Raw genomic sequence first — 26,611 nt, forward strand, 5'->3', positions numbered from 1 at the left:
ATTACACTATTAGTAAATTTTTAGAACATATAGGGAAGAAATGATGAACTTTAAAACTACATTACTTAGCAGCGCCGTTCTATTTGCACTGGTTGGTTGTGGCTCAGATAACGACAAGAACGACTCGGTTGACCCTCAGCCGCAAACTGCACAATTCACGTTAGGTGTGTCTGACGCACCTGTGACAGGTTTAAAAGCTGTTAATGTTGTATTTGATTCAATCACATTGAAAACCCAAGGTGGTGAAGAGTTCACTTTTGAGACCCGTGAAGATGATGATGAAACCATGCCTGAAATGGTTAACTTGTTAGACTACACAGGTGATGATGTATTTTCTTTACTAGAAGATGAAGAAGTTCCTGCTGGCGAATATCAATGGATCCGTGCAGATGTGATCAATGGTGACACAAACGATTTAACCATGACTTCGCATGTTGTTTACGAAGATGACAGCATTGCACCACTGGTTGTTAAGCGTAAAGGCAACGATGGTGTAGGTGAAATCCAACTTGATGGTTTTACCCTTAACCAAGCTGGTAACGACTTTGTTATTGAGTTTGACCTTAAAAAGTCATTGGTTGATCCACAAAATAGTGATGAGATCTTCTTAAAACCACGCGGTGTTCGTTTAGAAAACCTTGCCGAGTCTGAAGATATCGAAGGTACTGTTAGCGACGTACTCATCGCTAACTGTGAAACAGATAATATCGATATCGCATTAGAAGATGGCTCATTCAGTCATGCTGTTTACCTATACAGCAGCGATGTTGAAATGCCAATGGATAACTATGAAGTTAACGAAGATGAAACACCACTAGATGCACCACTTGCAACTGCTGATGTTATTTTCGATAGCGAAGATAACCAATACGAATTTGAACTTGCGTTCATTCAACCAGGTGATTACCAACTTGCCTACACCTGTGCAGCGCATATCGATGACGTAGAAACTCAAGACGAAGCATTTACGCTTTATCAAGTTAAACCAATTACAGTAACATCGGGTGAAGACTTAAACGTGTCTTTCACAGTTTCTGAATAATATTGGCTTTAATACCAATTCACTTAATTAAGTGGTCTATTTTGAGGCAATAAAAGCTTGTTGGTAACAATGCAAAAATTTCGTTATTTAGTTGTTCTAAATCAGGAATTTTTAACGCAGATAGCGACAGGTTTAATCCCTCAAAATAATTATGTATTATTGCAGATTAGTATCAATACCCCACTAAAAAGCCCGCAATGCGGGCTTTTTGTTTTAAAGTTTATCGTAGCGAGTAATCACTTCGGATATTTTATCCACCACTTTATCTGCACCTGATTTAATGTCTCCCATTATCATGCTGACTTCTTCAACATTTTGTTGAGACTCACCAGACAACGCTTCTATTTCTTCGATAAGGGCTGTCATTTTTGCTGCAATTTCTTGAGTCTTCCCAATAAGACCTGATATTTCACTGGTTGACGCAGAAGTACGTTGCGATAAATTTCTAACCTCATCGGCGACCACCGCAAAACCACGACCATGCTCCCCTGCTCGAGCGGCTTCAATCGCTGCATTTAAGGCTAGTAAGTTTGTTTGCTCTGCGATGCTATTAATAGTCGTTACAATTTCACCTATTTGTGATGACTGCTGCGCTAATACATCTGACAATTCACGAGTTTGATGAACCTGCTCGCTCACTTTTTTTGATGACTCAACACTGCTCAAAATTCGCTGTTGACCATTCGTCACGACTTGCGAGGTTTCCTTCGAAGTGCAGCCAGCATTTTCTGCTGCATGTTTAACTTCTTCGGTGCTGTTAACTCTGGCGGTGACATCAGATGCAAACTTAATAATCTGCGTCACTTTACCCTGTTTATTAAAAATAGGGTTGTAGGTTGCCTCTAAATAAAGCGGGCTGCCATCACGTTTTTTACGAGAAAATTGCCCAGAAAAAATGCGCCCGTTCGCAAGCTCTTGCCAAAAGTTGGGGTTGTTTTGATAAAAGTCATCATAACAAAACAATTTATGATGCTGACCTTGGATTTCAGCGAGACTGTAACCCACAACATTAAGAAAATTATCATTTGCAGAAATAATATGACCATCAGGAGTAAAACGGATCATCGCGGTACTTTTATTAACGGCATCATAAATTGCCGACATTTCATCAAGCTTTTCAACTTCTCTGGTAATTTCTGAAGCAAACTTAATCGCACAGCGTACCTGGCCATCATCACCCCTAACGGGAAAATAAGTTGCACGCAGCCAAATATCTTCGCCGGCACCATTAATGCGAGAGAAAACCCCTGACTTTGCTTGGCCTCTAGCAATATCTTGCCAAAAGGTTTGGTATTCTTTTGAGCTACTATATTCAGGCGCACAAAACTTACTATGATGCTGACCAATAATATCGCCTGCTTGCACTTTCATTGTTTTACAAAACAAATCATTGGCTTCAAGAACAGTTCCATCGGGTGTAAATTCGATATAAGCAATATTTTCTCTGATCCCAGCTAAATACTGCTGACCTTTATCAACATCATGCTGCAACTCATGAATGAGTTGATCTTTATTGTTACTAAACCACATTGAAAAACCAATTGTGAAGGTACTTTAATAAAGTTTATCTCAGTAAGTGATAGATTCACATAAAAAAGTACCTTTTAGCCCTACAAATAGAGCATTAGGCCAGAATAAATTCCGAAACTAACACTCCTTTTAATTGCTCATTATCCACTGTTTTTACAAAGTGAAGACACTTTTTTATATTGATTTAATGAAGCCACTAACTGAGCAATCGTGCCATTATTATTAACAATGAACTGTGACTCATTTGACTGCAGCGCGTGTTTAATTTGCAGGTAGGGTTTTCGCCACTCTTTAATTCCTTCAATTAAGACCTTGTTATGCTTAATAAACTTATGCCATTCATCAACTTGTAATTGCAATGAGCTATCAAGAGCTTTAGAACAAGACTGCTTGTAGTCAGCCACTTTATAATCAAACTCTCGCAGCATTAAGCTTTCAACTGGCAGCACATCAACTAACTTATCAAGGGGAGCCCCATGATGGTATTCATCTCGCAAATAAGCTAAATGATGCAAGGTGTAATAATGTGCAGGCTCTAAAAACTCGCTAAATTTTAGTAAATTAGCAACTTTCTCTTGTGTTACATTGTCGCCTAACAATGCCTTCAATCGAGCACTAAATTGCTGCTTATGCCGACCTCCATGCTGCAATGCAAACTCATCCATTACTGCTAAACGACGATACATATCTCGCTCATTTACTTGCGTTTTTGGCGACCAAAATCGCTCTGCAATCGCATATAAACGAGGCCATAAGCGAGTATCTAAGCTCTCTGTCGTTATAAGTTCGGCCCAGATAGTTGCTTCACCGCCCAACACCCTGCCACTTTTATCTTTACCTTGTTCATCGTGAAGTGAAATATTAAGTGCCGTTAAGCTTGGTTTATTTTCTGACTTGCTTTTCATCTTGTATGGAGTGTTACCCACAAATGCAGTTTGATTACTTTCAATGTTTCCTACAAAAAGCTTTGTAGGCCCCATCCAAGTGTCTATCAATAACTCAAAACCGTGCTCTGATTGCGCAACTTGGTCAGTAATAAAATGCCCTTTTCCTTCTATGTATACCAATGCTGCTAACAAGGATTGAGTATCTCTAAATACCGTCACTTTTCCTTTGACTGGACTTCCTTTTAATCGTTTCAAAGTAAAAACTGAGTGGTTAATTACCTCTTTAGCAGTTACCCTTTTAGGTTTAATTGGATCTGGGTGGTTGCGATAGTGATAACTGGTCCATTGTGGTTGATCAATATAAAAGCCACTCGATAATAACCCATCGAACCCAGCTTCCTGTATAGCCGCGAGGGAATGATGGCCGCGCCAAGATTGCACTAAGGTTTGCTCGGGTAAGTTAGGGTGTAACACTTCATCCCAGCCTATCATCTTACGATTATATTTTGCTAATATATCCGCAACTCGCTGATTAAAATAAGCATGCAAGCCATGCGTATCCGAAAGCTTATGCTTAGCAATAAATGATTGTATTTGAGTATTTTCTTGCCAATCTCTATCATCTATTTCATCACCACCAATATGTAAATAATGATCAGGAAATAACTCTGTCAATTCTTTAACAACTTCTTCAACAAAACGATAAACCTTAGGATTACTTGGATCTAATAAAGGCCTGAATACACCCCAGCGACGCTCTATCTCATCAAGTTTTGTTCCGCTGCCAAGCTCTGGGTAAGCAAGCACGATACTACTGGCATGGCCTGGCACATCAAATTCAGGCACAACTCGAATTCCTAAATTTGCTGCATATGCCACGACATCTTTGATTTCTTCTGCGGTATAAAAAAGCCCATCGGATGCAACTTGGTGTAATTTCGGGTAGCTTTTAAGGGCAACACGCCAGCCTTGATCATCGGTTAAATGCCAATGAAATACGTTCATTTTTGCTGATGCTAGCCCTCGCAATGTCCGTTTTACATCACTAATAGGTAAAAAATGCCTCACGCTATCAAATAACAATCCACGCCATGGATAAGTGGGTGCATCGTTGATTGTCATTGCATTAAGTTGATAAGGTGTCTTTGCTGAAAATAGCAATTGATTAAGCGTTGCAAAACCGCGCAACATGCCAAATTGTGTTTGGCTTTTAAGTGTTATGGCCTTAGTGCTAATAATCAGTTGATAACTTTCATCAACATCTAATCGAGGGATATCACCCAGCCAAGCAGCCACCTCAATTTTTAACTGAGCACTGCGCTTATCTTGCCAAGTAACTGATGAAAAATTTTGTAAAAACGCCGTATTTTCAAATAGTAACTTACTTGAGTTTCTGTACTTTTCATCAAGGTAAACTGATAGATGGCTCGATGTCAGTTGCAGCTGGCCATCAAGATTCGTCACACTTACAGGCATAGGCATCAACAATGGCGGTTTAGCGACGGCAGTGCCTGTCACGCATAAAGCACACATCAATAAACGTAAAAAATAAGTCATTGCTTAACCCTCATTCGCTATTTGGATTGTTGTTGGCACTATCGCTCCTTTTTGAGCAATAACCTGAAGCGCTACTTGTTGTGCGGTACTTATAGCCTGTTGTGTATTATGCGAGTATAAATATGTAGCTAAAAAACCCGCACTAAAGGCATCACCAGCGGAAGTGGTATCCACCACATGCTCAGCCTTTTGTACAGTAAAGCGTTGTATTTCCTTGTTATTGAGCACTAAAGTATCAGCTACACCTTGCTTAATAATCACCAGCTTATTGGTAAATTGTTGATAAAAGCTGACTAATTCTTTCTCATTACATTGACCAAAAACGCCATGATGATCATCGTCAGTCACAAATAAATAATCGGCAAGCTTGTAAGCGGTTAAATAAAACGGAGTCGCTTGCTCAGATTGCCAAAGAACCGAGCGGTAGTTGCTGTCAAAAATCACTTTGCCACCTGCACGCTTAAAGTCATCTAATACGTCGAGTAGTAACTGCCGATTAGCTGTATCTAAAATAGCGAGACTAATTGCCGATAAATAACAATGACTAAAGTGTGTAGTTCTTAACGATTCTATAAAGTTATGTTGTGTATCTAACTGAAAAAATTGTTTGGCAGCGCTGTCACTTCGTGCATAACAAAATTTTCGCTCACCATGACTGTCAGTTGTAATTCCATAACGTCCTAATGTTTTATCCGTTGACGTTTGCACAAACGAAAGTGATAACCCTTGCTGTCGCCAAAGCGTCTGGGCAGCTTGGCTTATTTCATCAATACCGATAGCACTAACAAATTGCGCGTCTGCCTGTGGTGCTAAGCGTTTAAAGTACACTGCAGTGTTATAAACATCACCACCAAAACGAAGTACGTGCTCGTCATTTAATTCCTGCATAGCTTCACCAAAAAATGCGATTTTAATCATGATGCATCGCCTCTCTTTGTGCATTTAAAATTGCTAATGCTTGTTCACTATCACATATTTGTTTTGGAGTAATGAGCGTTACAAATACCGATAGAAGCATTGATGCAGTTGTCGCTGGAATAATTGGATTACTCCAATAAGCTTGCCAACTCGGTATTAAAATGACCGCCATTGATACAATAAATGACACAAACAAGGCTGTCATTGCTCCTTGCCAATTAAAGCGCGGCCAAAAATGTCCGAGTAGAACACATACACATAATCCCGACATCAAAGTGGCAATCATATTGGTGATATAACCAATCACATCATTGGTAAGTAATGCCAATAACAACGCGATACCAATAGTTAGCACCAGGCCAATTCGCGAAAGCATTATGACTTCACTTGCATGCGGCATCCGTTTAAATACCAGTATATAAATATCACGTATAAGCACACTAACAGCCGCAATAGCATCTGAGCTAGCACTAGAAATAGTAGCTGAAAGTCCAGCAATAATAACCAGCGCAGCTAAGCCAAACGGAAGCAGCTCAAAGGCCATGTAAGGGAAAGAAAATGCACTGTTTTCAAGTGATGGGTTTAGTTTGTATGCCGCCATACCAATAATCGCTGGCACGATTGCAAAAAGCAGATATAAGCCGCCTGATAAATAAAACGACTGCCGGATACTTTTCACATGCTTGCCAGAATAAATACGTTGACGAAATGAAGGCGCGACTAAAACACCAATCAACACTGCAAAAAATAACGAAACCCCATGCACTACACCTATTTTATCTAACGATAAAAAGCTTTGATTTAATAAAGGTTGTGCTTCGTTTATTGCGACTAAACCATCTGCCTGATACAACGCGACACCCGCCATCAAGAAAAATCCTATAAACAACACAAGTGCTTGAATAGAATCTGTCCATACAACGGCTACATAACCACCAATAACAACATAAATACTAAAACCAAGTGCAATAAATAATTTAGCACTGAGCGGCGACAGACCTGTTAACCAAGCCAAATACATACCACCACCCAATATATGTGCGCCAAGCCAACCGATACTGGCTACAAAAATAAAAATAGCGATAGTATTTTTAACAAGCGGATTGGCACCGACATAAAACGATACTTCTTCGCTCATTGTCATAAATTCGTATTTTCTGACCGGCGCAAAAAGTTTAGCCAGCAATAAAATCCCGCACGCACCTCCGAGCCCATATATCATGCCAGCCCAACCATTGCTGTAGGCAAAACCTACGGCTCCCATGGATGAGCCAGTTCCAACCATAGTTGCAACAGTAGTACCTAAGGTTAAAAAGAAAGGAAGGTTTCGTCCGCCTAGAAGAAAATCATCACCCGTTTTACTGTTACGACTAACCCACCAGCCAAACCAGATCATAAAAATCAGATAACCTAAAAAGGCCATTAATAATTGCCACTTCATACGACATCCTGCTTCACCTAAGCCTCATTATTATGATTACTTGCTGTTTGGCTTGGTGCTTATAGTTATAATTTCGTTTCGTGCTTTTGACGTTCAACAGCCTTTGCTGCTGAACGCTTTAATGTTTTTTAAGGTGCTTTATAACAAGTCACATCAACTTCGACTTTACAGTCAACAACCAGATCTGCGACTGCGCAAATACGTGCCGGCGGATGTTCGCCAAAAAATTCTTTAAATACCTTATTAAACGACTGAAAATAGCGTGAGTCGGTCAAAATCACTTTTACATGCGCCACATGTTCAAGACCATAACCCGCTTCATCCATAATATCGATGCAGTTTTGAATCGCTAAACGCGACTGCTCAATAATGCCACCTTCAACAACTTCACCATCTTTCATTGGTGTTTGCCCCGAAACCATTAACCAACCACCTGCTTCTATCGCTCGAGCAAAAGGTAAATGCTGTCCACCGGTGCCTGTACCACCTTCAATACCAATACGTCTGATCATGTTATTCTCCAACTGATGTTAAAAATTTGCCCGAGTGTGCTGGCACAACTTGGTCATTAAGAAGTGTTGCCTGCCCGTTGGTCCATACACGATGGACGCCTGAAGCCGGCAATTCGGAATTAATAAATGTGGCGTTATCGCAAATGGCATCGCTGTCAAAAAGAACCAGATCAGCAAACTTACCTAAGCCAATTTCACCACGATCGGTTAAACCATAATTACTCGCGCTTAACCCAGTCATTTTATGGATCGCTTTCGCAAGTGAAAAAATACCGTCTTCGCGAGCGTATTTGCCTAACACACGTGGAAAAGACCCCCACAAACGGGGATGCGGATGAGGGTCACAAGGGAGACCATCTGAACCAATCATGGTTTTATCAAAAGCGAGTATCATTGCTACGTCTTTTTCATTCAGACCATGATACACAGCGCCGGCTGGTTGCAGCTTTTTAGCGGTATCAATTAATGACAACTGCCAATCATCAGCAATCTCTTGTAGTGAGCGCTCGGCCATTTCTGGATGTGGTTGCGACCACGTGATAAAAATTTCAAAGTCACTTGTCACTTGTTTTAAATCTAATGTACTTGAACTAGCGGCATAAGGATAAGCATCACAACTACAACGAGAATGCGCTCCCTGAACTGAAAATCGTTCGATTAACTCAGGCGCGCGTCCCCAGTTATTTTTACCAGCGCACTTGAGGTGAGAAATGATCACCTTAATATCAAACAGCTTTTCCATCGCAAATGCTTCATCCATAGCGTCAAGCACAGCATCAAATTCGGTGCGCAAATGTGTTGTGTACAGCGCATTATGTGCTTTTAGCACAGGTCCAAACGCTTGAACTTCATCAGTTGTGGCAAAATTCGCATTTTTATAGGCAAGGCCGGTACTTAATCCTAGCGCGCCAGCATTCAATGCACTTTCAAGCTGCCGACACATTTGAGTAACTTCGCTTTCAGTCGCCGTGCGCAATAAATCATCCATCACATTATTACGAAGCGTTGTGTGACCAACCAAAGCGGCTACATTGACATTCGAAGGAGCGCTTTGAATTGCTGCTATGTAATCAGCCATGTTGGCAAACTTAAACTCACTGGCTGCACCGAGTAGGTTCATCGGATCAGGAGCGCATCCTTTAACAATTGCAGGGGCTGCACTGATCCCACAATTCCCTGTGATTACGGTTGTGACACCTTGACTGATTTTTGCAGCCATATTTGGATTGCGCAGTACTTCAAGGTCATCGTGCGTGTGAACATCAATAAACCCAGGAGCAAGGCATAGGCCTTTAGCATCAATGACTTCTTTTGCTGACAATGACGTTAATTTGCCAATGGCAACAATACGATCACCGCTAATAGCTACATCACAAGTAAGCGCTTCGTTGCCAAGGCCATCAAATACTTTAGCGCCTTGAATTAATGTATCAACAGGTTGTGAGACGGTGTACTGCATTGCTAATCTCCTATCGGTGCACGGTCCGGTCCTTGGCGATATTGATCAAGCTCATGCTTTATGCGGCGTAATTTTTCGCGAGATTTCTTTTGCGTCAAAATTGCGACTTCACTGGCTAACACATCAACTGCAGCTAACATCGCATATCGCGCGGTGCTTGGCGTAAAAATGTAATCAGATTCGTTAGTTTTGATTGGTAAATGAATCGAGGCTAAATCTGCTAACTCACTTTGCGGACAGATTGCGATAACCTTAGCGCCATACTCTTTTGCAATACGCGCAGTATCAATCAAGTCACGAGCACAACCCGTCAGAGATAGCATCACAACAACGTCGCTCACATCAACACTTGCCGCCGTCATGCGCATCATCACAGGGTCACTGTAGGCATTACTTAAAATATCTAATCGAAACAGACGATTATGGCATTCCTGTGCAACTACGGAACTCCCCCCACCAACACCAAAAATTAAGCTATGGCGGCTATTGGCAATATATAGGGCAGCTTGCTCTACATCGGCTTGTTTAATTAGTCCTGCGTTGATATCTAAAATATCGTGAATTGCTTTGTAAATAGCGGGGATATCTTCTCGCTGCGTAGAACTTTCATTTATAAATCGCTCACCTACTGCTAAAGATTGCGCAAGTTGTAACTTCATATCACGTACATTGCTACAACCTAGCGCTTTTGCTAAGCGGGTAATTGACGCATGACTAACATTCGCTTTATCTGCTAAATCACTAATACTTGCAGAAGCTGCAAACTGCAGATCCGCCAAAATCAATTGAGCGACGGCTTGTTCTGATTGGCGCAAATGCCCTAAGCGCTCTTTTATTCTTGAAACTATATCCAATCGTCTATCTCCTAAAAATAAGTTTCGACCACATCAACTACGTTGTAGCTATCATCAATCACATTGATGTAGCGCCACTTATCAAATGTTAAGCACGGATGTGAAGTAGCAAATGCGACAATATCGCCAACTCGAAGTGTACAATCGAGTGGTACTTTCATCATTGCGTGCTGATCCATCATTTTCTCTATCTTCCAAGTGGGATCTGCTTTACTTACTTGCCCGTTTTGATCAACCAGTAGTGAAGGAATTGGAAATCCCGCATCAAATGCAGCATCTCGCTTACCAAAACCGATAATCACTCGACCCGGTTCAGGTATTGATTGCACATACGCCCAAATTTCTAAGCATGAGGTAAGCTCAGTTTCTAAAGAGCATGCCAATTCATTTCGCGCTAAAATTTGCTGCTGTGCTTGTTCGTAAATACCTTGATCATGAGTGACATAACAGCCCGGACGAAGCACAGCGACCATGTTTTGAGTCAGTTCTTCGGGATGAAATGCCTCACACACTAAGTCGTAGTAAGCTGACCCCCCCGCTGTAATCATCACTTGTTGTGTGTCAAATGCGTTATCAGCAATTAATTGCTTACACGTTGCGACGGCATATTCGAGGAACTGACTTACCGCTTCAGTTTGCGATAGCACTCCCTCATAAACTTCGATGCCAGCCAATGCAAGCGATTGATAGTTAGCTATTTCAGCAACCAATAATGTCAGCTCTTTACTATCAACAACGCCACAGCGCCCTCCCGGCACACCAAGCTCGATCAACACATGAATCGTATGCTTAGTGTTAGCAAAGTACTCGCCAAGCATGCGTATATTATCTAGGTTATCAACCAAGCAATAAAAGGTTATGTCGTTAGCAGCAAGCAACTCATCTAATTGCTGGCAATTAGCACGGCCAACTAATTGATTTGCCATTAGCACTCGTTTTGCACCACTCTTTACAGCGGCATGTGATTGGGCAACTGTTGCGACCGTTATCGCGTAAGCCCCTGCAGCTAATTGCTTTTTAAAAATTGCAGGAGTCATCGTTGTTTTACCATGCGGTGCAAAAAGAACATGGCTTTTTTTTGTATAGTCAGCCATCCACTGAATATTATTTATTAAGCGTGATTCATACAGGCATAAACAAGGCAAACTGACATCTTGCTTAGCGACATTCCAACCTGATGAAGATAGTTTTTGGTAATTACCAAGCCCTTTATTAGCTCGATTTACTGTTTCTAGGTTTGCGACACTAAATTTTTCCATTTCAAAAGCCTGTTTATAAATCAATCAGTTAATGGCGATAGTTTAAAAATCAAACAAAAAATATAACGCTTTTAATGTAATTGTTATTGCAATTTTGTTAAATCTAATGTTAATTAATAACACGCACACAGTCAATACGTGTTACAAATTAACAGAAAATAATAATTACCCTAAAATAAACAGGATGAGGAACGTTAAAAATGAAATCTCAAACCCGTCGCCAACATAAACTGAGTCGCAGTATCACGGCTAATGCCGTTGCTGCTGTTATTTGCGGTTATACCAGCTTCAATGCGATTGCTGCAGATCAAAACTCTTTAACAAATGAAGAAATCGAAACCATTGAAGTCCGAGGTATTGCAGCCAGTAACAAGCAAGATATAAATAACAAACGCTTTAGTACTGGTGTAATGGATTCAATCACCGCTGAAGACATTGGTAAATTACCCGATGTAACGATCGCAGATACTTTACAACGTATTCCAGGTATTCAAATTCGTCGCTCGGCGGGGGAAGGTTCAACCATCAATGTTCGCGGTATGCCGCAAGTGACAACGCTGTTAAATGGCGAACAGTTTTTAAGTGCAGGTTCAATTACCACGTTACAACCTGACTTTACCGACGTACCGGCAGCGCTACTCTCGGGTATTGATGTACTTAAATCACCTCAAGCAGATACGCTAGCAGGCGGTATCTCTGGCACTCTAGATCTAAAAACACGCAGACCATTCGATTTAGAGCAAGGTACTACCTTCTCATTCACTGGAGAGGCCACTCGTGGCAGCCTATCAGAAGAAACTGATCCAAAAGTGGTTGCTTTTGCGGGTTATAACAACGATGACTTTGGGATTATTTTTACTGCTGCTTACGATGAAGGCACGCTTGCTAACTACCGAAACGGTACAATTTTGACATCAAGCGAAGTTAAAGATGAGACTACTCGCGATTTTAACGGTGACGGTGATCTAAATGACAGTTTCTACAGCCAACGATTTTATGGTGTGATGCACCGTGAAACGGAGAGAGAACGTTTAGGCTTAAACACCACAGTTCAATATCGAATTTCAGACGCAGTGACATTTACCGGTGATATTTTTTATACCAACATGGATGATGCTGATAGAAAACAAGGCATGATGATCGACAATGCTCGTGGCGATATTTGGGCGTATTCAGATAGCTTCATTCCTCGCTTAGATAATGACCAAGGTGGTCAAATATATACAGTAAATGATGCAACATTCTTGGCTCGTCGGGTAAGTGCTTATTCAGAGAGCTTAACGAATGATCGCGAATCAACTAACGTAAGTATGCAATTTGAATATCAAGGTGATGGCCCACTTTCAGGCGAGTTTCGATATATTCATGGTAGTGCTGAACGAGGTCATACTGAGAATGTTGCCCACGGTTATTTAACCTCAGGCGCACAACATGGTTTGCTGAAAAATGATGGTACAGGCGCGACACCTGTAAATCCTAACGGTGTTGGTCCTGATTCTGTTGCGGTTGATTTTTCTCGTGGAGGTGAGTACATCACCCTTGGTTTTGAAGAAGGCTTTGGAAGTGATATCAATCAATACAACCTAGTATCTACATATTCAGAAAATAACTTTGAAGAAGAAGCGACACTTGATGTAGCACGTATCGATGGTCGTTACGAATTTTCAACAGAGCATCTAACTAACGTTGATTTTGGTATTCGAGCATCAAAACGCGATGTTGAGCGAGAAACTTATATTCTTGTAGCACCATTTACAACTGGCGACATAAGCGCAGACGTTATGTGGAAAGATTCAGGTGCCTCATTAGGTGACACCAATGGTGATGGCGAAAAAAGTGTTGCAGGTGGTGACTTAACCCTTGGCCATACTAACTTCTTTAGTGATTTACCTGATGGCTGGGTAAACCAAGTTAGTAATTTTGGCCCCGGTGGCTCTAATCAAAGCTTTTACTTAATTGATCCAAAAGTCATGGACGATCCTATGGCTTTCCAAAATGCTATTTATCCAGGTAATAAACGTTTAGCAAATCCATCTCGTACATACCAAGTAAAAGAGCAAACTCAATCAGCTTATTTTAAATTCAACTTTGCTGGTGAGCTTGGTGATATGAGCTATACAGCTAATATTGGTGCTCAATACATTAAAACGGAACTCGACATGCTACAAAACCAACTAGGTTCAGCGCGTCCATGTTCACTGTGTACTGCTAGCGAGAAAACGGGTGAAAAATGGCTAAATCGTGATTACTCTGATTTCTTACCATCGATGAACTTTAACTTAAACCTGACTGAGGATTTCATTTTACGTGCTGGTTACGGCAAAACAATGACAACGTTAGACATTGGTAAACTCGCAGGGGGTATCAGTGTTGGACGTACTCGCGCTGGTGATGTTCTTGCCGCTGAACTTGGAGTAAGTCCTGATTTACTAGTTGCGGTTCAAGGTCGTCAAAATGGTAATCCAGATCTTGAGCCTTGGCGCGCTACAAACTATAACTTATCAGCCGAATGGTATTTCAATGAAAGTGGTTTATTAAGTATCTCTGCGTTCTTAATGGATATTGAGTCTTTTGTTGAAAATGGCACCGTAATGATGGGCTTACCTGATATTGACGGTGTAATTCGTCGTGAAGTACCTGTTACTACCGAAATCAATGGTGAAGGTGGTGAAATTAAAGGCTTCGAATTAACGTATCAACAAGCATTTGATTTCTTACCAGAGCCATTTGATGGTTTAGGTACATCACTTAACTTTACTTACGCACCAAGTGATAGCGCTAACGTTGATGTGTATGGCAAAAGCTTACCAATCCAAGACAACTCAGAAAAATCAGCAAATGCTGTACTGTGGTATGAAAAAGGCCCATTACAACTTCGTTTAGCAGCAAATTATCGTAGCGACCGCTTAGATAGCTTAAGCTCAGTAATGGGTGATGGTGTGATGCCATTTTGGACTAAAAGTACCTTGTATTACGACTTATATGCTGGCTATGAGTTAGCTGAAGATACCAGTATCTATACATCTGTCAGTAATTTAACCGAGGAAAAAGAAGATATTTACGCACAGTGGTCAGATAATGTGATCACTCAAAATATCTTTGAGCGCCGTATTACACTAGGTATTCGTACACGCTTCTAAGGTTAATCTAATTTGGCTCACTTCTGCCCAAGTGATAAAAGGTCTGTTTGGCCTTTTTAATGAACAACGCATCGCGTGGTTTAGCCAAATACTAAAACCAGCATAGCCTCCCCTTGTAGCTATGCTGGTTTTTTCGTTGTTACTATCTGAAAATGTTAATATTATAAGCCTTATCCAAATAGCCTAGGCTTTGTTATGACATCGCGTATTCTAAAATCGATTTTTTACTCATCTTTACTATTAGGCTCTGCCGTATTTTTGCAAGGCTGCCAAGAACAGCCTCAATCTGATCATATTGCTGTGACTGGTGGGCTCATCCAAGGACAACAGCAAGGGCGTTTTATTACTTATAAAGGTATTCCGTATGCTGCAGCTCCTGTGGGAGACTTACGCTGGCGAGCACCACAGCCAGTGCCAAAATGGCAAGGTGTTAAAGTACTTAACGATTACGCGCCTGACTGTATGCAAAAGCCATTTGCAGCAGATGCTGCGCCGCTTACAACAACGCCCTCGGAAGACTGCCTTTATTTAAATGTATTTACACCGACTAAGCACAGTGATACTCAATACCCTGTTGTAGTATGGATCCACGGTGGTGGCTTTGTAAATGGGGGTGCATCGCCCGCGGTTTACTCAGGTGAGAACTTTGCTAAACAAGGGGTTATATTTGTTAGCTTTAATTATCGACTAGGCCGATTTGGCTTTTTTGCACACCCTGCACTTACTCGTTTTGAGAATGACGCATTAGGTAACTACGCATTAATGGATCAAATTGCGGCACTTGAGTGGGTGAAACAAAATATAGCTCAATTTGGTGGTGATGCTTCAAAAGTGACACTCATGGGTGAATCTGCAGGTGGTGCATCGGTTCATGCCATGATGCAAACTCCTGCTGCAAATGGCTTATTCCAACAAGCGGTTATTATGTCAGCTGGCGGGCGAGAGCTATTTAAGCAATTGCCACTTAATAGTGACGAGGACACAGTCTTAAGCGCTGAAAAAATTGGCAAAAACTTTGCCAAGCAACACACCATTTTAGGCAGTGATGAAAATGCCCTTGCAGCGCTAAGGGAATTATCTGCTGAAGAAGTGATTGATAATCTAAACTTGAGCACATTGAACCGACAAATCAATGATGATTCAACTTACGTTGGCGGGCCAATTATTGATGGCACCATTATCAATGCCACGACTGAAGCGCGCTTGAACAAAGGTACATTTAGCCATGTTGCAACAATGGTTGGCACAACAGATATGGACTTAGGCTTTGCAAATTTTGCTTCAAAAGAAGCACTATTCGCAAGCTTTGCCCCTCACAGCACACAAGCCAAAATGACTTACGATGCAAATGGCGACACTCCGTTACCGTTACTCAATTATCAAGTTGGTCAAGATGCTTTAATGCAAGAGCCAGCAAGGTTCGTTGCAAAACGTGTGACAGATATGGGTAATGATGCCTTTCTATATCGTTTTGGTTATGTAGCGCAAACTTTAGATAAACCCGGTGCAGAGCACGCCAGCGAAATTCCGTACTTTTTTAACACTGTGGCAGCTAAATATGGGCATGTGGCCACTGAGCAAGATAAGCAAGCTGCTAAAATAATGCACCGTTATGTCACTAATTTTATTAAATTAGGCACACCAAATGGCCCAGGCTTACCGACATGGCAAGCATATAAAAATGATGAATCTTTTATACTGCAAATGAATAAGTCGGGGACTGCAGAATTTTTACCAGATCCCTTACAAGCGCGGTTAAACATCACAGCAACAAAAGCTGAACAGTAGTAATAATTAAATAAGGTGCTTAATAAAAGCGCCTTATTTTTACCCTTGCTGCTGAACATACTCAAGCGCAGTCATCTTGTGGTATGTCACATTCGGATGAAATACGTGAGTAGGATCAGGGTCAACAACTTCAATCGGTATGCCTTGACTGCGTGCAATATCGAGTGCCATTTGCGTAATATTAACGCTAAAAGAAGTGCCTATAAAGACGATTTTATCGGCATCGAGCATACGCTGTTGCGCCTGTGAAATACGATAAAGTTCAGTGTAGTATTCATCAAATAACAACACGTAAGGCTTAAACGATTCGTTAATCATCGGGCTTTCATTATTGATATTAAACACCTCAAGCAACGAGCTGTGTAGGTTGTCTTCGTTGACCTTTTCCCACGGCGCATTAAAAGCCATCACATCGTCACCTTGATGGTGAAACAGTGTCATTTGATCTAAACGACCATGAATAGCAATAAAATCAGTGTTACCAGCTTTGCCATCAAGACCATCGATATTTTGCGTAATGAGATTTTTATCACTCAACCAATGATGTACCTCATTGGGACCGTGATGGCGATACGTTGCAAAGCGATGATAATACCAAGCTAAAAATTCTCGTGGATTAGTTTCGTACATAGCACGTGTTGCCATTTCCATTGGCGTGTAATTTTTGCTACCAATGGTCCAAAAGCCATCTTCGCCACGAAAGGTCGGTATACCGCTAGCGGCACTCACTCCCGCCCCAGTAATATAGAGTATATTCATAAAGATAACTTTACCTTGTAACCAAGTGCATCGGCCGTCACTTGTTGATTATTGTCCATACCACCAAGACGATACAAACTTCCTTGGTGCTCTAATAAACCTCGGTGATCCATGCTCGCAGTATCGGCTTTTGGCATCACTTGCCACGTGTTTTTATCAATATCAAAGCGCCAAACATGATCACTCGCTAGCGCTGGTTTGCCATCGTACCCCATACCATTATAGTTATATGGATTATCAGAGCCGCCCATCATATAGATGTCACCATTAAAACTGGTTGCAGCCATACGGTAATGTGCAACCCCTGTTGGATGTGGCACGGTACGCCAATCTATTTTTAAAGGATTATCAGCATCAATAGTGCCTTTTAAGCACTGTGCAACTGCAGCAAAAGAACGACGTTTATAAGCATTTGCCTGTGTTTTTACACCATCACACACTAAAATAGTATTACCACTGATCGCAGCCGCTTGGCCAAACACCGGTTGACCTAAAAATGGCGAAGCCTGTTGCCAAGTATCTGTTTGCGTATCATAAACTTGTACTAGGTTAACATTCCCATCATTATGCCAACCACTGACTAAATAGATATAACGCTGCTGGTATGAGAGCGCCACACTGTCATCCACAGGCACGGGCATATTGGCAAGTTGCGTATATGAATTAGAGAGCACATCATAGCGATATACATCAGGTGAAGAGATTTCTTGATGCTCTGCACTCACCGTATAACCACCAAATACATAGGCATGTTTACCAACGCCCACTGCAGTACTCGCCAAGCGACCAGTAAGTGGCAATGTACTCGGCACTGCTTTAGCCGCTTGCCATGCGTTATCGCCAACTTTGAGTACCCACACTTTATTGTGAACATCGGTATGTGCTTTGCCTGAGCTCAAGCCCATAAAACTTAAGAAGTAGGCTTGTTCATCAATAACAACTTTCGCTACAGCGTTGTTAGCGACGGCTTCAGGTAAGGCGGGAATGGTTGCAAGTGCAATAGAAAATAACAGGCTCATAAATTAAATAAATAGCTAAACACATCGCTAAAGAATACCATTTTATGAGCCTGAAAAAAGGCTCGCTATTAGTAAGCAATACTAATACGTTGATTTAAATGTGCCGCCGACTTCGCTTCATCAAGCATCGCTTTAGCATAATCAGTAACTGATATTTTGCTTTCGCCGTTTGCATCAGTAAAGAAGCTATCGCCACCGACACGGTATGGGCCTTCTGAATTACCAGGGTAAATAACCGCTGCGGGTGATACAAACGTCCATAGTGTATCTGTTGTTGATGCTCTAAATACATCAAGCGCCTCGCCTTGAGCAATTGCTTCTGCTTTGTATTCAGCAGGAAAGTCAGGACTTGATACAAGGGTTACACCGGGTGCGACTTCTAAGCTACCTGCACCGCCCACCCATAAAATGCGTGTGCCAGTACCTGCAAGCGCGTTTAGTAATTGCTTTGCTGTGTTTGCAACAATGTCATGGTTACCTAAAGCACGACCACCAATTGCAGCAATAACAACATCACTACCTGCAGCTGCAATTGCGATATCGTCTTTTGTTAAATCAAATTCAGTTACAGTGATGTTTTCTTGAGTTACTTTACTTGCGTCTCTTACTAATGCATTGACTTGATGACCACGTGCGAGTGCTTCTGATGTAATGTGGCTGCCAATCCAACCTGTTGTGCCAATAACTGCTAATTTCATGAGGAATGCTCCGTTGTTTGTTTCAATGATTGCAGTTTACTTGTTCACTAATTACTGATAAATACACTATATAGACACACATTGTTTCATATTAAGATACCAATGGATAAACTCAATTCTATTACTAGCTTTGTCGAAGTTGCCCGTACAGGCAGCTTTACTCAAGCTGCTGAGCATTTAGGTTTAAGCCGATTACAAGTTTCTAGGCATATTCAAGATATTGAAAAATGGCTAAATTTAAGGTTATTTCATCGCACAACACGCAAAGTGAGTTTAACCCTTCAAGGCGAAGAAGCCCTTAGCTATTGCCAGCAAATATTGAACCAAGTGTCTGATTTACAAAGCCGAGCACACAGCCATAACAACGAATTGGTAGGTACCATTAGAGTTGCCTCACCCATTGGGCTTGGACAACATAAGCTGTTTGATGCCATTGAAGAGTTCACCAAACGCCATCCACAGACTCGATTTGAACTTTTACTTTCGGATAGTTTATCGCAGCTTGTTGATGACCGCGTTGATATAGCCTTGCGTTACATCCACCAGCCCGATGAAGGCCTCATTGCACGCAAGCTAATGTATATCGCAACCGCAGTGTGTGCATCTAACGATTATTTATTAGCAAATCAAACGATTAATGAGCCAAGTGACTTAACAGCACACAATTGCCTTATTCATAACAAACAGAATGTTTGGCAATTTCAACGCGACGACAACACACAAAAAGTGACTGTTAAGGGCAACATAGTTGCCAACGATGTGGGCGTACTTCTAAAAGCTGCCAAACAAGGAATGGGGGTTGCTCATCTGCCTTGCGATCTCGCCAATGACTATTTGACATCAGGTGAGCTTGTTAAAGTACTGCCAGAGCATACAACTACGGGCTCTCACTTATGGGCGGTGTATTTGTCGCGTAACTTCCAACAAAATGTGGTGAGAGCGTTCATCGACTTTTTAGCAGAGCACTGGCAACAGGATATCTTATAATCTAAATCTGCTGCAGGTACGTATAAGCAACAAAAAGGAGTCGTAATGCAGCACCTAGAACATGAAATATCTCGTATCATCGAAATGGCATGGGAAGACAGAACCCCGTTTGAAGCAATCAACCAGCAATTTGGCTTAAATGAAAAAAGCGTAATCGCATTAATGCGTGAGCAGTTAACAAGCTCTAGTTTTAAACTTTGGCGAAAACGCGCGGCGGGCCGACAAACCAAACACTTAAAATTACGCCACCCTGATATATCTCGTGGTTATTGCAAAACACAGTATAAGCATAGATAAATTCACTTTATCTTTTGTGAAAACTGACCAACAGCTAAACTGCGACCTCGTGCCGCCGCACGAGCCGCTTCAACTGCAGCATTAAGTGCTAGTCCGTTTGTTTGATCTGCAATACTACTAATACTTCGTACAATGGCAGTCATTTGTTGAGATTGCTTATCGAGCTCAGTCATTTCAGCTGCTGCTTGTTTTATTTGTCTTGCTAAATCATTCATCACGCGGACCATTTCATCTAAACCTGTAGCATCTTGCTGCGCTGCATTATCGTTTTCAGCTGATATATTGTAAGCATTATCAACCGTTTGAAGCTCAGCTAATTCTCGATTTACTTGCTTACTGAGCACAGTAGCAAACTTAACGACTTTATAGAGCACGCCTTGCTCATTAAAAACAGGGTTATAGGTCGCTTCTAACCAAACTGGTTTTCCTAATTTATCTACACGTTTAAATCGTGTCGAAATAAAGAGGCCTTTTTTTAATTTAAGCCAAAACTCGGCATAATCTGTTGAATTAGCTTCAGCTGGTTCACAAAACATGCGGTGATGCTTACCGATAACTTCGTTCTTCGTATAACCAACACCAGCTAAAAATTGATCATTCACTTTTAAAACATAGCCATCTAAATCAAACTCAATGACCGCCATAGAGCGATTTATCGCTTGAACTAAGTCTTTATTTTCTCGCGATGTTTCAATTGTGCGAGTTAGTACACTGGCGTGAAGTGAAAACTTTTCAAAGCCTCGTTGCTTGCTCACAATCGGATGGAAAAATGCTCTTAACCAAACTTGTTGATCCTGTAAATTTAAAAGCTGTACGGCCCCAACCCAGGCTGATTTGTCTAAAATAGCTCGTTTTAAATGAAGGTAATGCCTTGTGGTTTTGGCATTATTAGGCACCAAATCAAGAATAGGTTTTCCTATTAGCTGTATTTCTGTATAACCAAGTTCAGCTAATACTTGTGTATTAGCAAATGTTATACGACCTTCCTTATCTAATTCCAGTGTAAACATTCTATTATCTAATGTATCTATGACTTGAGATACACTAAACAATTCATCCTCTAACTGAGCTATCCTTTTTTTCAATGGCTGGGTAAAAAACATAAAGCATCCCACCTTAAATACTTAAATCATCACAGAGTAGCTTGATAAGGACTACTTAATCTGTACCGTTCGATGATTTTAGCGTAAAAAAGTTGGGTAAATATCAACTTTCAAGACAATAGGAAGTTTCTTGAGGGAAAATAAGAAATGATTTAATTAAATAGCATTAAAAAAGCCTAGCTGTGTAGGCTTTTTGTCAGTGGTTAAGTTGGTTAGCGAATTGTCCAACCGCATCTACAACTTGTTGAGCGCCACGTTGTATATCCTCCATCATTTGACCTGACTCATTTGATAATGAAACACCTTGCTCGGCTTTTACCTTTCCTTGCTCTATAACCTTAACTGTATTTTGTGTAAGAGACTGATTATCGTTAACTACTTCAACAATTTCTTCTGTGGCTTTTGAAGTTCTCGATGCAAGCTGTCGAACTTCGTCAGCAACCACAGCAAAGCCTCTACCTTGCTCACCCGCTCGGGCAGCTTCGATCGCGGCATTGAGTGCCAGCAAATTTGTTTGCTCTGCAATACTACTAATACTTTGCACAATAGCAGCAATTTGTTGTGACTGTTTATCAAGCGCAGAAATTTCTTGTGCGGCTTGTTCCATCTGCTGAGCTAATTCATTCATCACCGTCATGGTGTTTTGTAACACCTCAGCCCCTTGTTGAGCCAGTTTATCAGTTTCTGTTGATGTGCCATATGCAATTTCGGCAGCTTGGGAGATTGCATTCTCACGATTAACTTGCTCAGTGATCACGGTTGCAAACTTCATTACTTTATAAAGCTCACCGAAATCATTAGAAATTGGGTTATATGAAGCTTCAAGCCAAACTTCATTGCCATGACGATCAACACGTTTAAAGCGATCAACAACAAACTCACCGCGCCTTAAACGCTGCCAAAACTTTTCGTACTCAGCAGATTCTGTAAGTTCTGGCTCACAAAACATGCGATGATGCTTACCGACAATCTCTTCTTTTTTATAACCCATACTCTCTAAAAACGGTTCATTTGCGTTAATAACCTTGCCTTCAAGGTCAAACTCTATAACCGCCATAGAACGATAAATAGCATTAATAGTGTCGCGCTGTTCACGAGAGGTAGAAATTGCATCAGTAAGTACAGTGCCGTAAATAGCAAAGTAATTAAGCTCCCCTTGCTCTGTGTGAACAGGATGAGCAATTAATCGCAGCCACTCAAGTTTGCCGTCATAACGGGTTATTTGTAAGTGCCCAACTCCATGCTGTTGATTTTCAATGGCGTTTTTTAAATCTTTAAACTGGTCAGTATTTTGACATTGTTCAGTAATAATATCCTGAAAGGGCGAGTCAATTAGCTGGCTTTGCGAGTAACCTAATTCATCTAAGAAGTTCTGGTTAATATAGGCCATTGTGCCATCAGCACGTAGTCTAAGCACCAGCATCTCTTCATCAATGCCTGAAGTAAGATCTTTTAACGGATAAAGTTCCGCCTTTAACGCATCAATTTCAGCCTGTAATGATTTGCTAAACCACATAAAACGCCCTGATTTCTTATTAACGTGTTGTTGTTCATAAAATTGTAGAACAATTAACACGGGGCGCCACTTTAAAATAAGTAAAAAGAATTAAGAAAAGTGATTTAACTAAGAAGCTTGAGAGGTCAATTTAACGTATTTCTCTGCCAGTTCATCTAACGTTTCGCGATGATTTGGATCTGGCTTAATACAATCGATAGGACACACACTCACGCAAGTAGGGTTATCGTAATGCCCAACACACTCGGTGCATTTGTTAGGGTCGATTTGATATATCTTCGCGCCCATATAGATAGCCTCATTCGGACACTCAGGATCACACATATCACAGTTAATACATTTGTTATTGATGAGTAATGCCATGACAAACCTTTAAGCACGCTGATGGAGTATTGCCTTTAAAAGCTAATCTAGATTTCAAAAAGCAGCGAAAATTGCAGCCGAGTAATATAGATTGCTGCGAATGAAGTTTCTTTGATCTAGATCAAGTTTAATAGTAGTTAAGATTCTCTAATCCGATATTACAGGACTAATGCACTGAGACTATCTATCTAACTAAGTTATGTGATGAGATAAGTGAGAGGTTTTATAACATCTAGAATTTGCTTACTCATACCAGTGGCGATAACAAGCGCCATATAAAAAGTAGAATTTTCTCGTAGAAAGAGGCAATGAAAAGGGTTCTAAATTGGACTAAACCGAGTAATGTCGGGAAAAATAAATTTAGGAGTCCTTCATGAATAGCAACGTTGGCATCTTTTGGTTTGCTGAAAACACATTAGTCTTTAAAGCTCAAAGTGCTATCGACTTAAAGCCAGATCAACTTGGATTTATTGATAGCACGCTGCAACACCAAGTTGAGTGGGAAGATAATAATATTTATCAATTGTTTGGTTTAATGCTAGACAACACTGACTACCACAACTTTCCCAGAGGTAGAGTTGTTTTTAATGCTGAGCAAAATACCTCTTACGTTTATTTAGACAAAAGCTTGTTTAAAAAGCATATAGTTAAAGAGATAAAAGCTAATTTTTCTTTACTAGATACAAATGTCAGGTTTTTTACTGATCCTCATTACAATTGCTTTGGTAGTATTTAGAACAAATAAAATACTACCAAATAACTGAGTAAAGATACGCAGAGCTAAATTGGTGGCACACCTATGAAACTACTTACCAGAGGGGGCTGGTGATTGACTGCGTATAAAAGCCGGTATATCAAAAATATCACTTTGACTAGATACAACAGCTTTAGCTTTTGTTGTTTGCTCTACTTTAGGTATTGTTTCATCTATGTTTTTGGCATGAATTAACTGACTTTTTGCACCAGTGGCTATGATGAGTATTTCAAAGTTATTCGCCAAACTCGTAATTTTAGAGGCACCACAAATAACCACCGCGTTAGGGCTAACTTGATGACGTACAGTATCCATTATGGTGTTGTAACTGCCTAATGAGATCTCATCAACACAATTGATTTGTACAATAACACCTGTACTTGTGCTCATATCAACACTGCTAACCAGAGGGTTACTCAGGGCTTGCGTAAGAGCCATTTGTAAATCGCTTTCATCTGCACACTTTCCAACCCCCAATACAGCATCGCCTTGGGCGTCCATTACTCTTTGAAAGTCACGCAGATCTACGTTAATTAATCCCTGATAACACAGCATATCGATGAGTGAGGTAATTAAAGAATGTAAAATTTGATTACTGTGCTTAAAGGCATCAAATAAGCCAATGTCATTGCCAAGCACCTCAATAAGTTGATCATTTGGTAAAGTGACAACAGCATTAGCGAACTGCTTTAATTCATCAAGCCCTTGCTCAGCTACTTTTCGCCTAAAATCCCCCTCACTGGTAAAGGGTAAAGTAGCAATACAGATTACGGGCTTATTTAGATCTTTGGCTAACTTAGCTATGTACGGACTAGCTCCTGTACCAGTGCCACCTCCTAAGCCAGTTGCGCATAAGAGAATATCGCAGCTTTCGATAAGCGTTAATAATTGCTCTTCACTTTCTTGTGCGGCGAGTAACCCTATTGCTGGGTCCGCGCCAGCGCCATAGCCGTTTGTAAGCTCAGCACCTATCAACACAAAGTCATCACTTTGAGAGTGCTCTAATACAACCTTATCAGTATTTACGCAGTAAAACTTAGTTTGCGGGTTTTGAACCTCATTAAAAATAGTATTGACGGTATTACAACCGCAGCCACCAATACCAAAAACGCCAATAGACAAGCCATCTAAATTCTCAACTAACTCAAACATCATTGCTCCTCATTTTTTTAAAGAGCATAACAACAAGGTGCGTCAATTTTTGACGCAACTAAAAGTCACAAGTTATAAGTGTTTGAAGCCTCATTTAGTTTTTTAATGATTCTGCTGCGTACAGCTTGAGGCTCTATTACCTCGAGCCAATGTGATGCTCTAAACAATTCATTTGTTAATTGCTCTGTGTCCTGAGCATTGAATGTAAGCAGTGATGTTTTAGCATCTAATCTTTTCTGCTCTATTAACTCACCAAATTGCACAAACCCTTGATTCAATGAAGACTGAGACGGCACTTTGATAATCAAGTTAATACTCTCTTGACGCTTTCCTTTATTAATCGCAGATCTTAATGAGCTTAACTGCTCTAAATTTGGTTCACGTCGTATTTTTTGTAGTACCTTCACATTACGAATACGATAAACCGGCATCTGATAGCACTTGTCATGCAGCGTCCCTACCATAAACTGCGCCATGAGAATTCCGTTGTCTTCTTCAAGACCATAGATGCTAAGTTCAGGAAAAGCTAACCAGTGTGCCTGATCATATAAAACGCGATAGATCTCAGCACTAACTAAACGATTATGTTTTATTGCATGCTCAATTTGTTCAACAACCTTGCTGTCGACATTCACCTTAATCGTTCTATTACTTTTTAGGTTTAACCACTCAGGTTTTATGCCATTTAGTCGCTGTAACGCAATATCAGCTTTAGCATGAATTGCTTGTTTAATATCTATAGGAATATTCTGTGGCAGAAGCTGCTCAAGCAGTAAGTAATGCTGAGCAAGCTCAGTACTGAGTATCGGGGAGTTTCCTCGCCACTCTTTACTAATAGACCATGCATAAGGTTTTGTTCGCGTATCTTTTTCAAGGCCAAAACAGCCTTGATCGTATAAAGACTGAAGATCGCGTTGCAACATGCGTGTAGAGAGGTCAATTCCTTGGTTAGATAGCTTAACTTTCAATTTGATAATTGTTATTCTTTGCGGTGTGAAAGGAATCAAACTTAAAAGCAAATTTTGTCGCCAAGATGACATTAGTTTAATCCCTATATACAATTAATATCATCCGAAATGTTCTTCCCTATGACAATTTGGGCATAAAGCAATCGTATTTTCAACTGTATCGTCTCCTCCATTTGCAAGTTTAATTTTATGATGAACCTCTAAGTAAGGAGTACCATCTTTTCGTCTAATGAAAGGTGCAGGTTGATTGCAACCTTGACACACACCATTTGCTCTAATTAAAGCTTCAGCTACAACATCAGGGTTTCTTTTAAAAAAAGTCGTAGTGACTGTTAACTTTTCAGGTTTTTTTGAGGACTTTCTCAACCGCTCTTCTCTAGCTTCTTTACTAGAGTTAAGCGCTTCCTTCACTTGCTCATCAAAGTCATCTAAATGCTCTTGCAACTGATTTTTTTTGGGAAGTAAGCTTTTTAGTATTGAAATGACTTCATTATCAAGAGGACGTTGAAAAGAGTAATTTTGCTTGCAGAAGTGCCTTTGAAAATTACTTCTACGTTTATCACCCGTTGCCTTTGGTAGTAATTTACTTAACTCCTGTTCATCTAATT

The 26,611-nt window shown here is 40.7% G+C and carries 23 protein-coding genes and 1 pseudogene; 6 read left to right on the forward strand and 18 right to left on the reverse strand.

Features of this window, described 5'->3' with window-relative positions; genetic code table 11:
• The first annotated feature begins 43 nt into the window (after positions 1-43).
• Entirely contained in the window at positions 44-1,042 is a 999-nt protein-coding gene (locus L1D46_RS11605; protein WP_130053033.1) for a DUF4382 domain-containing protein, read from the forward strand.
• 213 nt (positions 1,043-1,255) lie between these two features.
• Here L1D46_RS11605 and L1D46_RS20930 read toward each other — a convergent pair whose 3' ends face one another.
• The 8 genes from L1D46_RS20930 to L1D46_RS11650 all read right to left on the reverse strand — a co-directional run bounded on the left by L1D46_RS20930 (position 1,256) and on the right by L1D46_RS11650 (position 11,459).
• Positions 1,256-2,572, reverse strand: a complete 1,317-nt coding sequence (locus L1D46_RS20930; RefSeq protein WP_130052820.1) for a PAS domain-containing methyl-accepting chemotaxis protein — start codon at positions 2,570-2,572, stop codon at positions 1,256-1,258.
• A gap of 140 nt (positions 2,573-2,712) precedes the next feature.
• Positions 2,713-5,016 (reverse strand): family 20 glycosylhydrolase, encoded by a 2,304-nt coding sequence (locus L1D46_RS11620; protein ID WP_130052821.1) that lies wholly within the window; start codon positions 5,014-5,016, stop codon positions 2,713-2,715.
• A 3-nt stretch (positions 5,017-5,019) separates the two neighbouring features.
• On the reverse strand, positions 5,020-5,934 hold the full coding sequence (locus L1D46_RS11625; RefSeq protein ID WP_168990044.1) for a sugar kinase: 915 nt from the start codon (positions 5,932-5,934) through the stop codon (positions 5,020-5,022).
• The gene (locus tag L1D46_RS11630) at positions 5,927-7,375 is read right to left on the reverse strand and encodes a sodium:solute symporter family protein (RefSeq protein ID WP_130052823.1); all 1,449 of its coding nucleotides are present in this window, start codon (positions 7,373-7,375) and stop codon (positions 5,927-5,929) included. The genes L1D46_RS11625 and L1D46_RS11630 overlap by 8 nt, the downstream gene beginning before the upstream one ends.
• Positions 7,376-7,503: 128 nt before the next feature.
• Positions 7,504-7,887, reverse strand: coding sequence for a RidA family protein (locus L1D46_RS11635; RefSeq protein WP_130052824.1), 384 nt, complete (start codon positions 7,885-7,887; stop codon positions 7,504-7,506).
• A gap of 1 nt (position 7,888) precedes the next feature.
• Complete coding sequence (locus L1D46_RS11640; RefSeq protein WP_130052825.1) at positions 7,889-9,346, reverse strand: D-aminoacylase; 1,458 nt, start codon at positions 9,344-9,346, stop codon at positions 7,889-7,891.
• Positions 9,347-9,348: 2 nt separating this feature from the next.
• Entirely contained in the window at positions 9,349-10,200 is an 852-nt protein-coding gene (locus L1D46_RS11645) for a MurR/RpiR family transcriptional regulator (RefSeq protein WP_130052826.1), read from the reverse strand.
• Positions 10,201-10,211: 11 nt separating this feature from the next.
• A complete protein-coding gene (locus L1D46_RS11650) occupies positions 10,212-11,459 on the reverse strand; it encodes an amino acid deaminase (protein WP_130052827.1) in 1,248 nt (415 codons plus the stop codon).
• Positions 11,460-11,659: 200 nt separating this feature from the next.
• On the opposite strand from L1D46_RS11650, the gene L1D46_RS11655 reads away from it, so the two are divergent.
• Complete coding sequence (locus tag L1D46_RS11655) at positions 11,660-14,599, forward strand: TonB-dependent receptor (protein WP_130052828.1); 2,940 nt, start codon at positions 11,660-11,662, stop codon at positions 14,597-14,599.
• 195 nt (positions 14,600-14,794) lie between these two features.
• Positions 14,795-16,387 (forward strand): carboxylesterase family protein, encoded by a 1,593-nt coding sequence (locus L1D46_RS11660; RefSeq protein WP_130052829.1) that lies wholly within the window; start codon positions 14,795-14,797, stop codon positions 16,385-16,387.
• Between the two features lie 39 nt (positions 16,388-16,426).
• Here L1D46_RS11660 and L1D46_RS11665 read toward each other — a convergent pair whose 3' ends face one another.
• The 3 genes from L1D46_RS11665 to L1D46_RS11675 all read right to left on the reverse strand — a co-directional run bounded on the left by L1D46_RS11665 (position 16,427) and on the right by L1D46_RS11675 (position 18,863).
• Positions 16,427-17,146: a Sir2 family NAD-dependent protein deacetylase gene (locus L1D46_RS11665; RefSeq protein WP_130052830.1), complete on the reverse strand. Its 720-nt coding sequence runs from the start codon at positions 17,144-17,146 to the stop codon at positions 16,427-16,429.
• Complete coding sequence (locus L1D46_RS11670) at positions 17,143-18,165, reverse strand: kelch repeat-containing protein (protein WP_130052831.1); 1,023 nt, start codon at positions 18,163-18,165, stop codon at positions 17,143-17,145. The genes L1D46_RS11665 and L1D46_RS11670 overlap by 4 nt, the downstream gene beginning before the upstream one ends.
• A 68-nt stretch (positions 18,166-18,233) precedes the next feature.
• On the reverse strand, positions 18,234-18,863 hold the full coding sequence (locus L1D46_RS11675) for an NAD(P)-dependent oxidoreductase (RefSeq protein WP_130052832.1): 630 nt from the start codon (positions 18,861-18,863) through the stop codon (positions 18,234-18,236).
• Positions 18,864-18,965: 102 nt separating this feature from the next.
• Here L1D46_RS11675 and L1D46_RS11680 point away from each other — a divergent pair, with 102 nt between their 5' ends.
• Entirely contained in the window at positions 18,966-19,850 is an 885-nt protein-coding gene (locus L1D46_RS11680) for a LysR family transcriptional regulator (protein ID WP_130052833.1), read from the forward strand.
• Positions 19,851-19,895: 45 nt separating this feature from the next.
• Entirely contained in the window at positions 19,896-20,147 is a 252-nt protein-coding gene (locus tag L1D46_RS11685) for a TIGR03643 family protein (RefSeq protein WP_130052834.1), read from the forward strand.
• 2 nt (positions 20,148-20,149) lie between these two features.
• Here the strand turns inward: L1D46_RS11685 and L1D46_RS11690 are convergent, their stop codons facing one another.
• The 4 genes and pseudogenes from L1D46_RS11690 to L1D46_RS11705 form a co-directional block, all read right to left on the reverse strand.
• On the reverse strand, positions 20,150-21,157 hold the full coding sequence (locus L1D46_RS11690; protein WP_168990045.1) for a PAS domain-containing methyl-accepting chemotaxis protein: 1,008 nt from the start codon (positions 21,155-21,157) through the stop codon (positions 20,150-20,152).
• A gap of 289 nt (positions 21,158-21,446) precedes the next feature.
• Positions 21,447-22,007: a methyl-accepting chemotaxis protein gene (locus tag L1D46_RS11695; RefSeq protein WP_256854168.1), complete on the reverse strand. Its 561-nt coding sequence runs from the start codon at positions 22,005-22,007 to the stop codon at positions 21,447-21,449.
• Positions 21,987-22,766, reverse strand: a pseudogene (locus tag L1D46_RS11700) (PAS domain-containing protein); the annotation flags it as partial. The pseudogene L1D46_RS11700 and the gene L1D46_RS11695, both read right to left, overlap by 21 nt.
• 108 nt (positions 22,767-22,874) lie before the next feature.
• The gene (locus L1D46_RS11705; RefSeq protein WP_054562570.1) at positions 22,875-23,129 is read right to left on the reverse strand and encodes a YfhL family 4Fe-4S dicluster ferredoxin; all 255 of its coding nucleotides are present in this window, start codon (positions 23,127-23,129) and stop codon (positions 22,875-22,877) included.
• 373 nt (positions 23,130-23,502) lie between these two features.
• On the opposite strand from L1D46_RS11705, the gene L1D46_RS11710 reads away from it, so the two are divergent.
• Complete coding sequence (locus L1D46_RS11710) at positions 23,503-23,865, forward strand: hypothetical protein (RefSeq protein ID WP_130052836.1); 363 nt, start codon at positions 23,503-23,505, stop codon at positions 23,863-23,865.
• A gap of 69 nt (positions 23,866-23,934) precedes the next feature.
• On the opposite strand, the gene L1D46_RS11715 is transcribed toward L1D46_RS11710, so the two are convergent.
• The 3 genes from L1D46_RS11715 to L1D46_RS11725 form a co-directional block, all read right to left on the reverse strand.
• Positions 23,935-25,038: a cell division FtsZ family protein gene (locus L1D46_RS11715; protein WP_239977577.1), complete on the reverse strand. Its 1,104-nt coding sequence runs from the start codon at positions 25,036-25,038 to the stop codon at positions 23,935-23,937.
• A gap of 62 nt (positions 25,039-25,100) precedes the next feature.
• A complete protein-coding gene (locus L1D46_RS11720; protein WP_239977578.1) occupies positions 25,101-26,075 on the reverse strand; it encodes a WYL domain-containing protein in 975 nt (324 codons plus the stop codon).
• Positions 26,076-26,102: 27 nt separating this feature from the next.
• Positions 26,103-26,611: HNH endonuclease signature motif containing protein (locus tag L1D46_RS11725; protein WP_239977579.1), on the reverse strand; the 509-nt coding region annotated here is incomplete at its 5' end.

Source organism: Pseudoalteromonas sp. Isolate3, assembly GCF_022398505.1.
Lineage (GTDB): Bacteria > Pseudomonadota > Gammaproteobacteria > Enterobacterales > Alteromonadaceae > Pseudoalteromonas > Pseudoalteromonas apostichopi.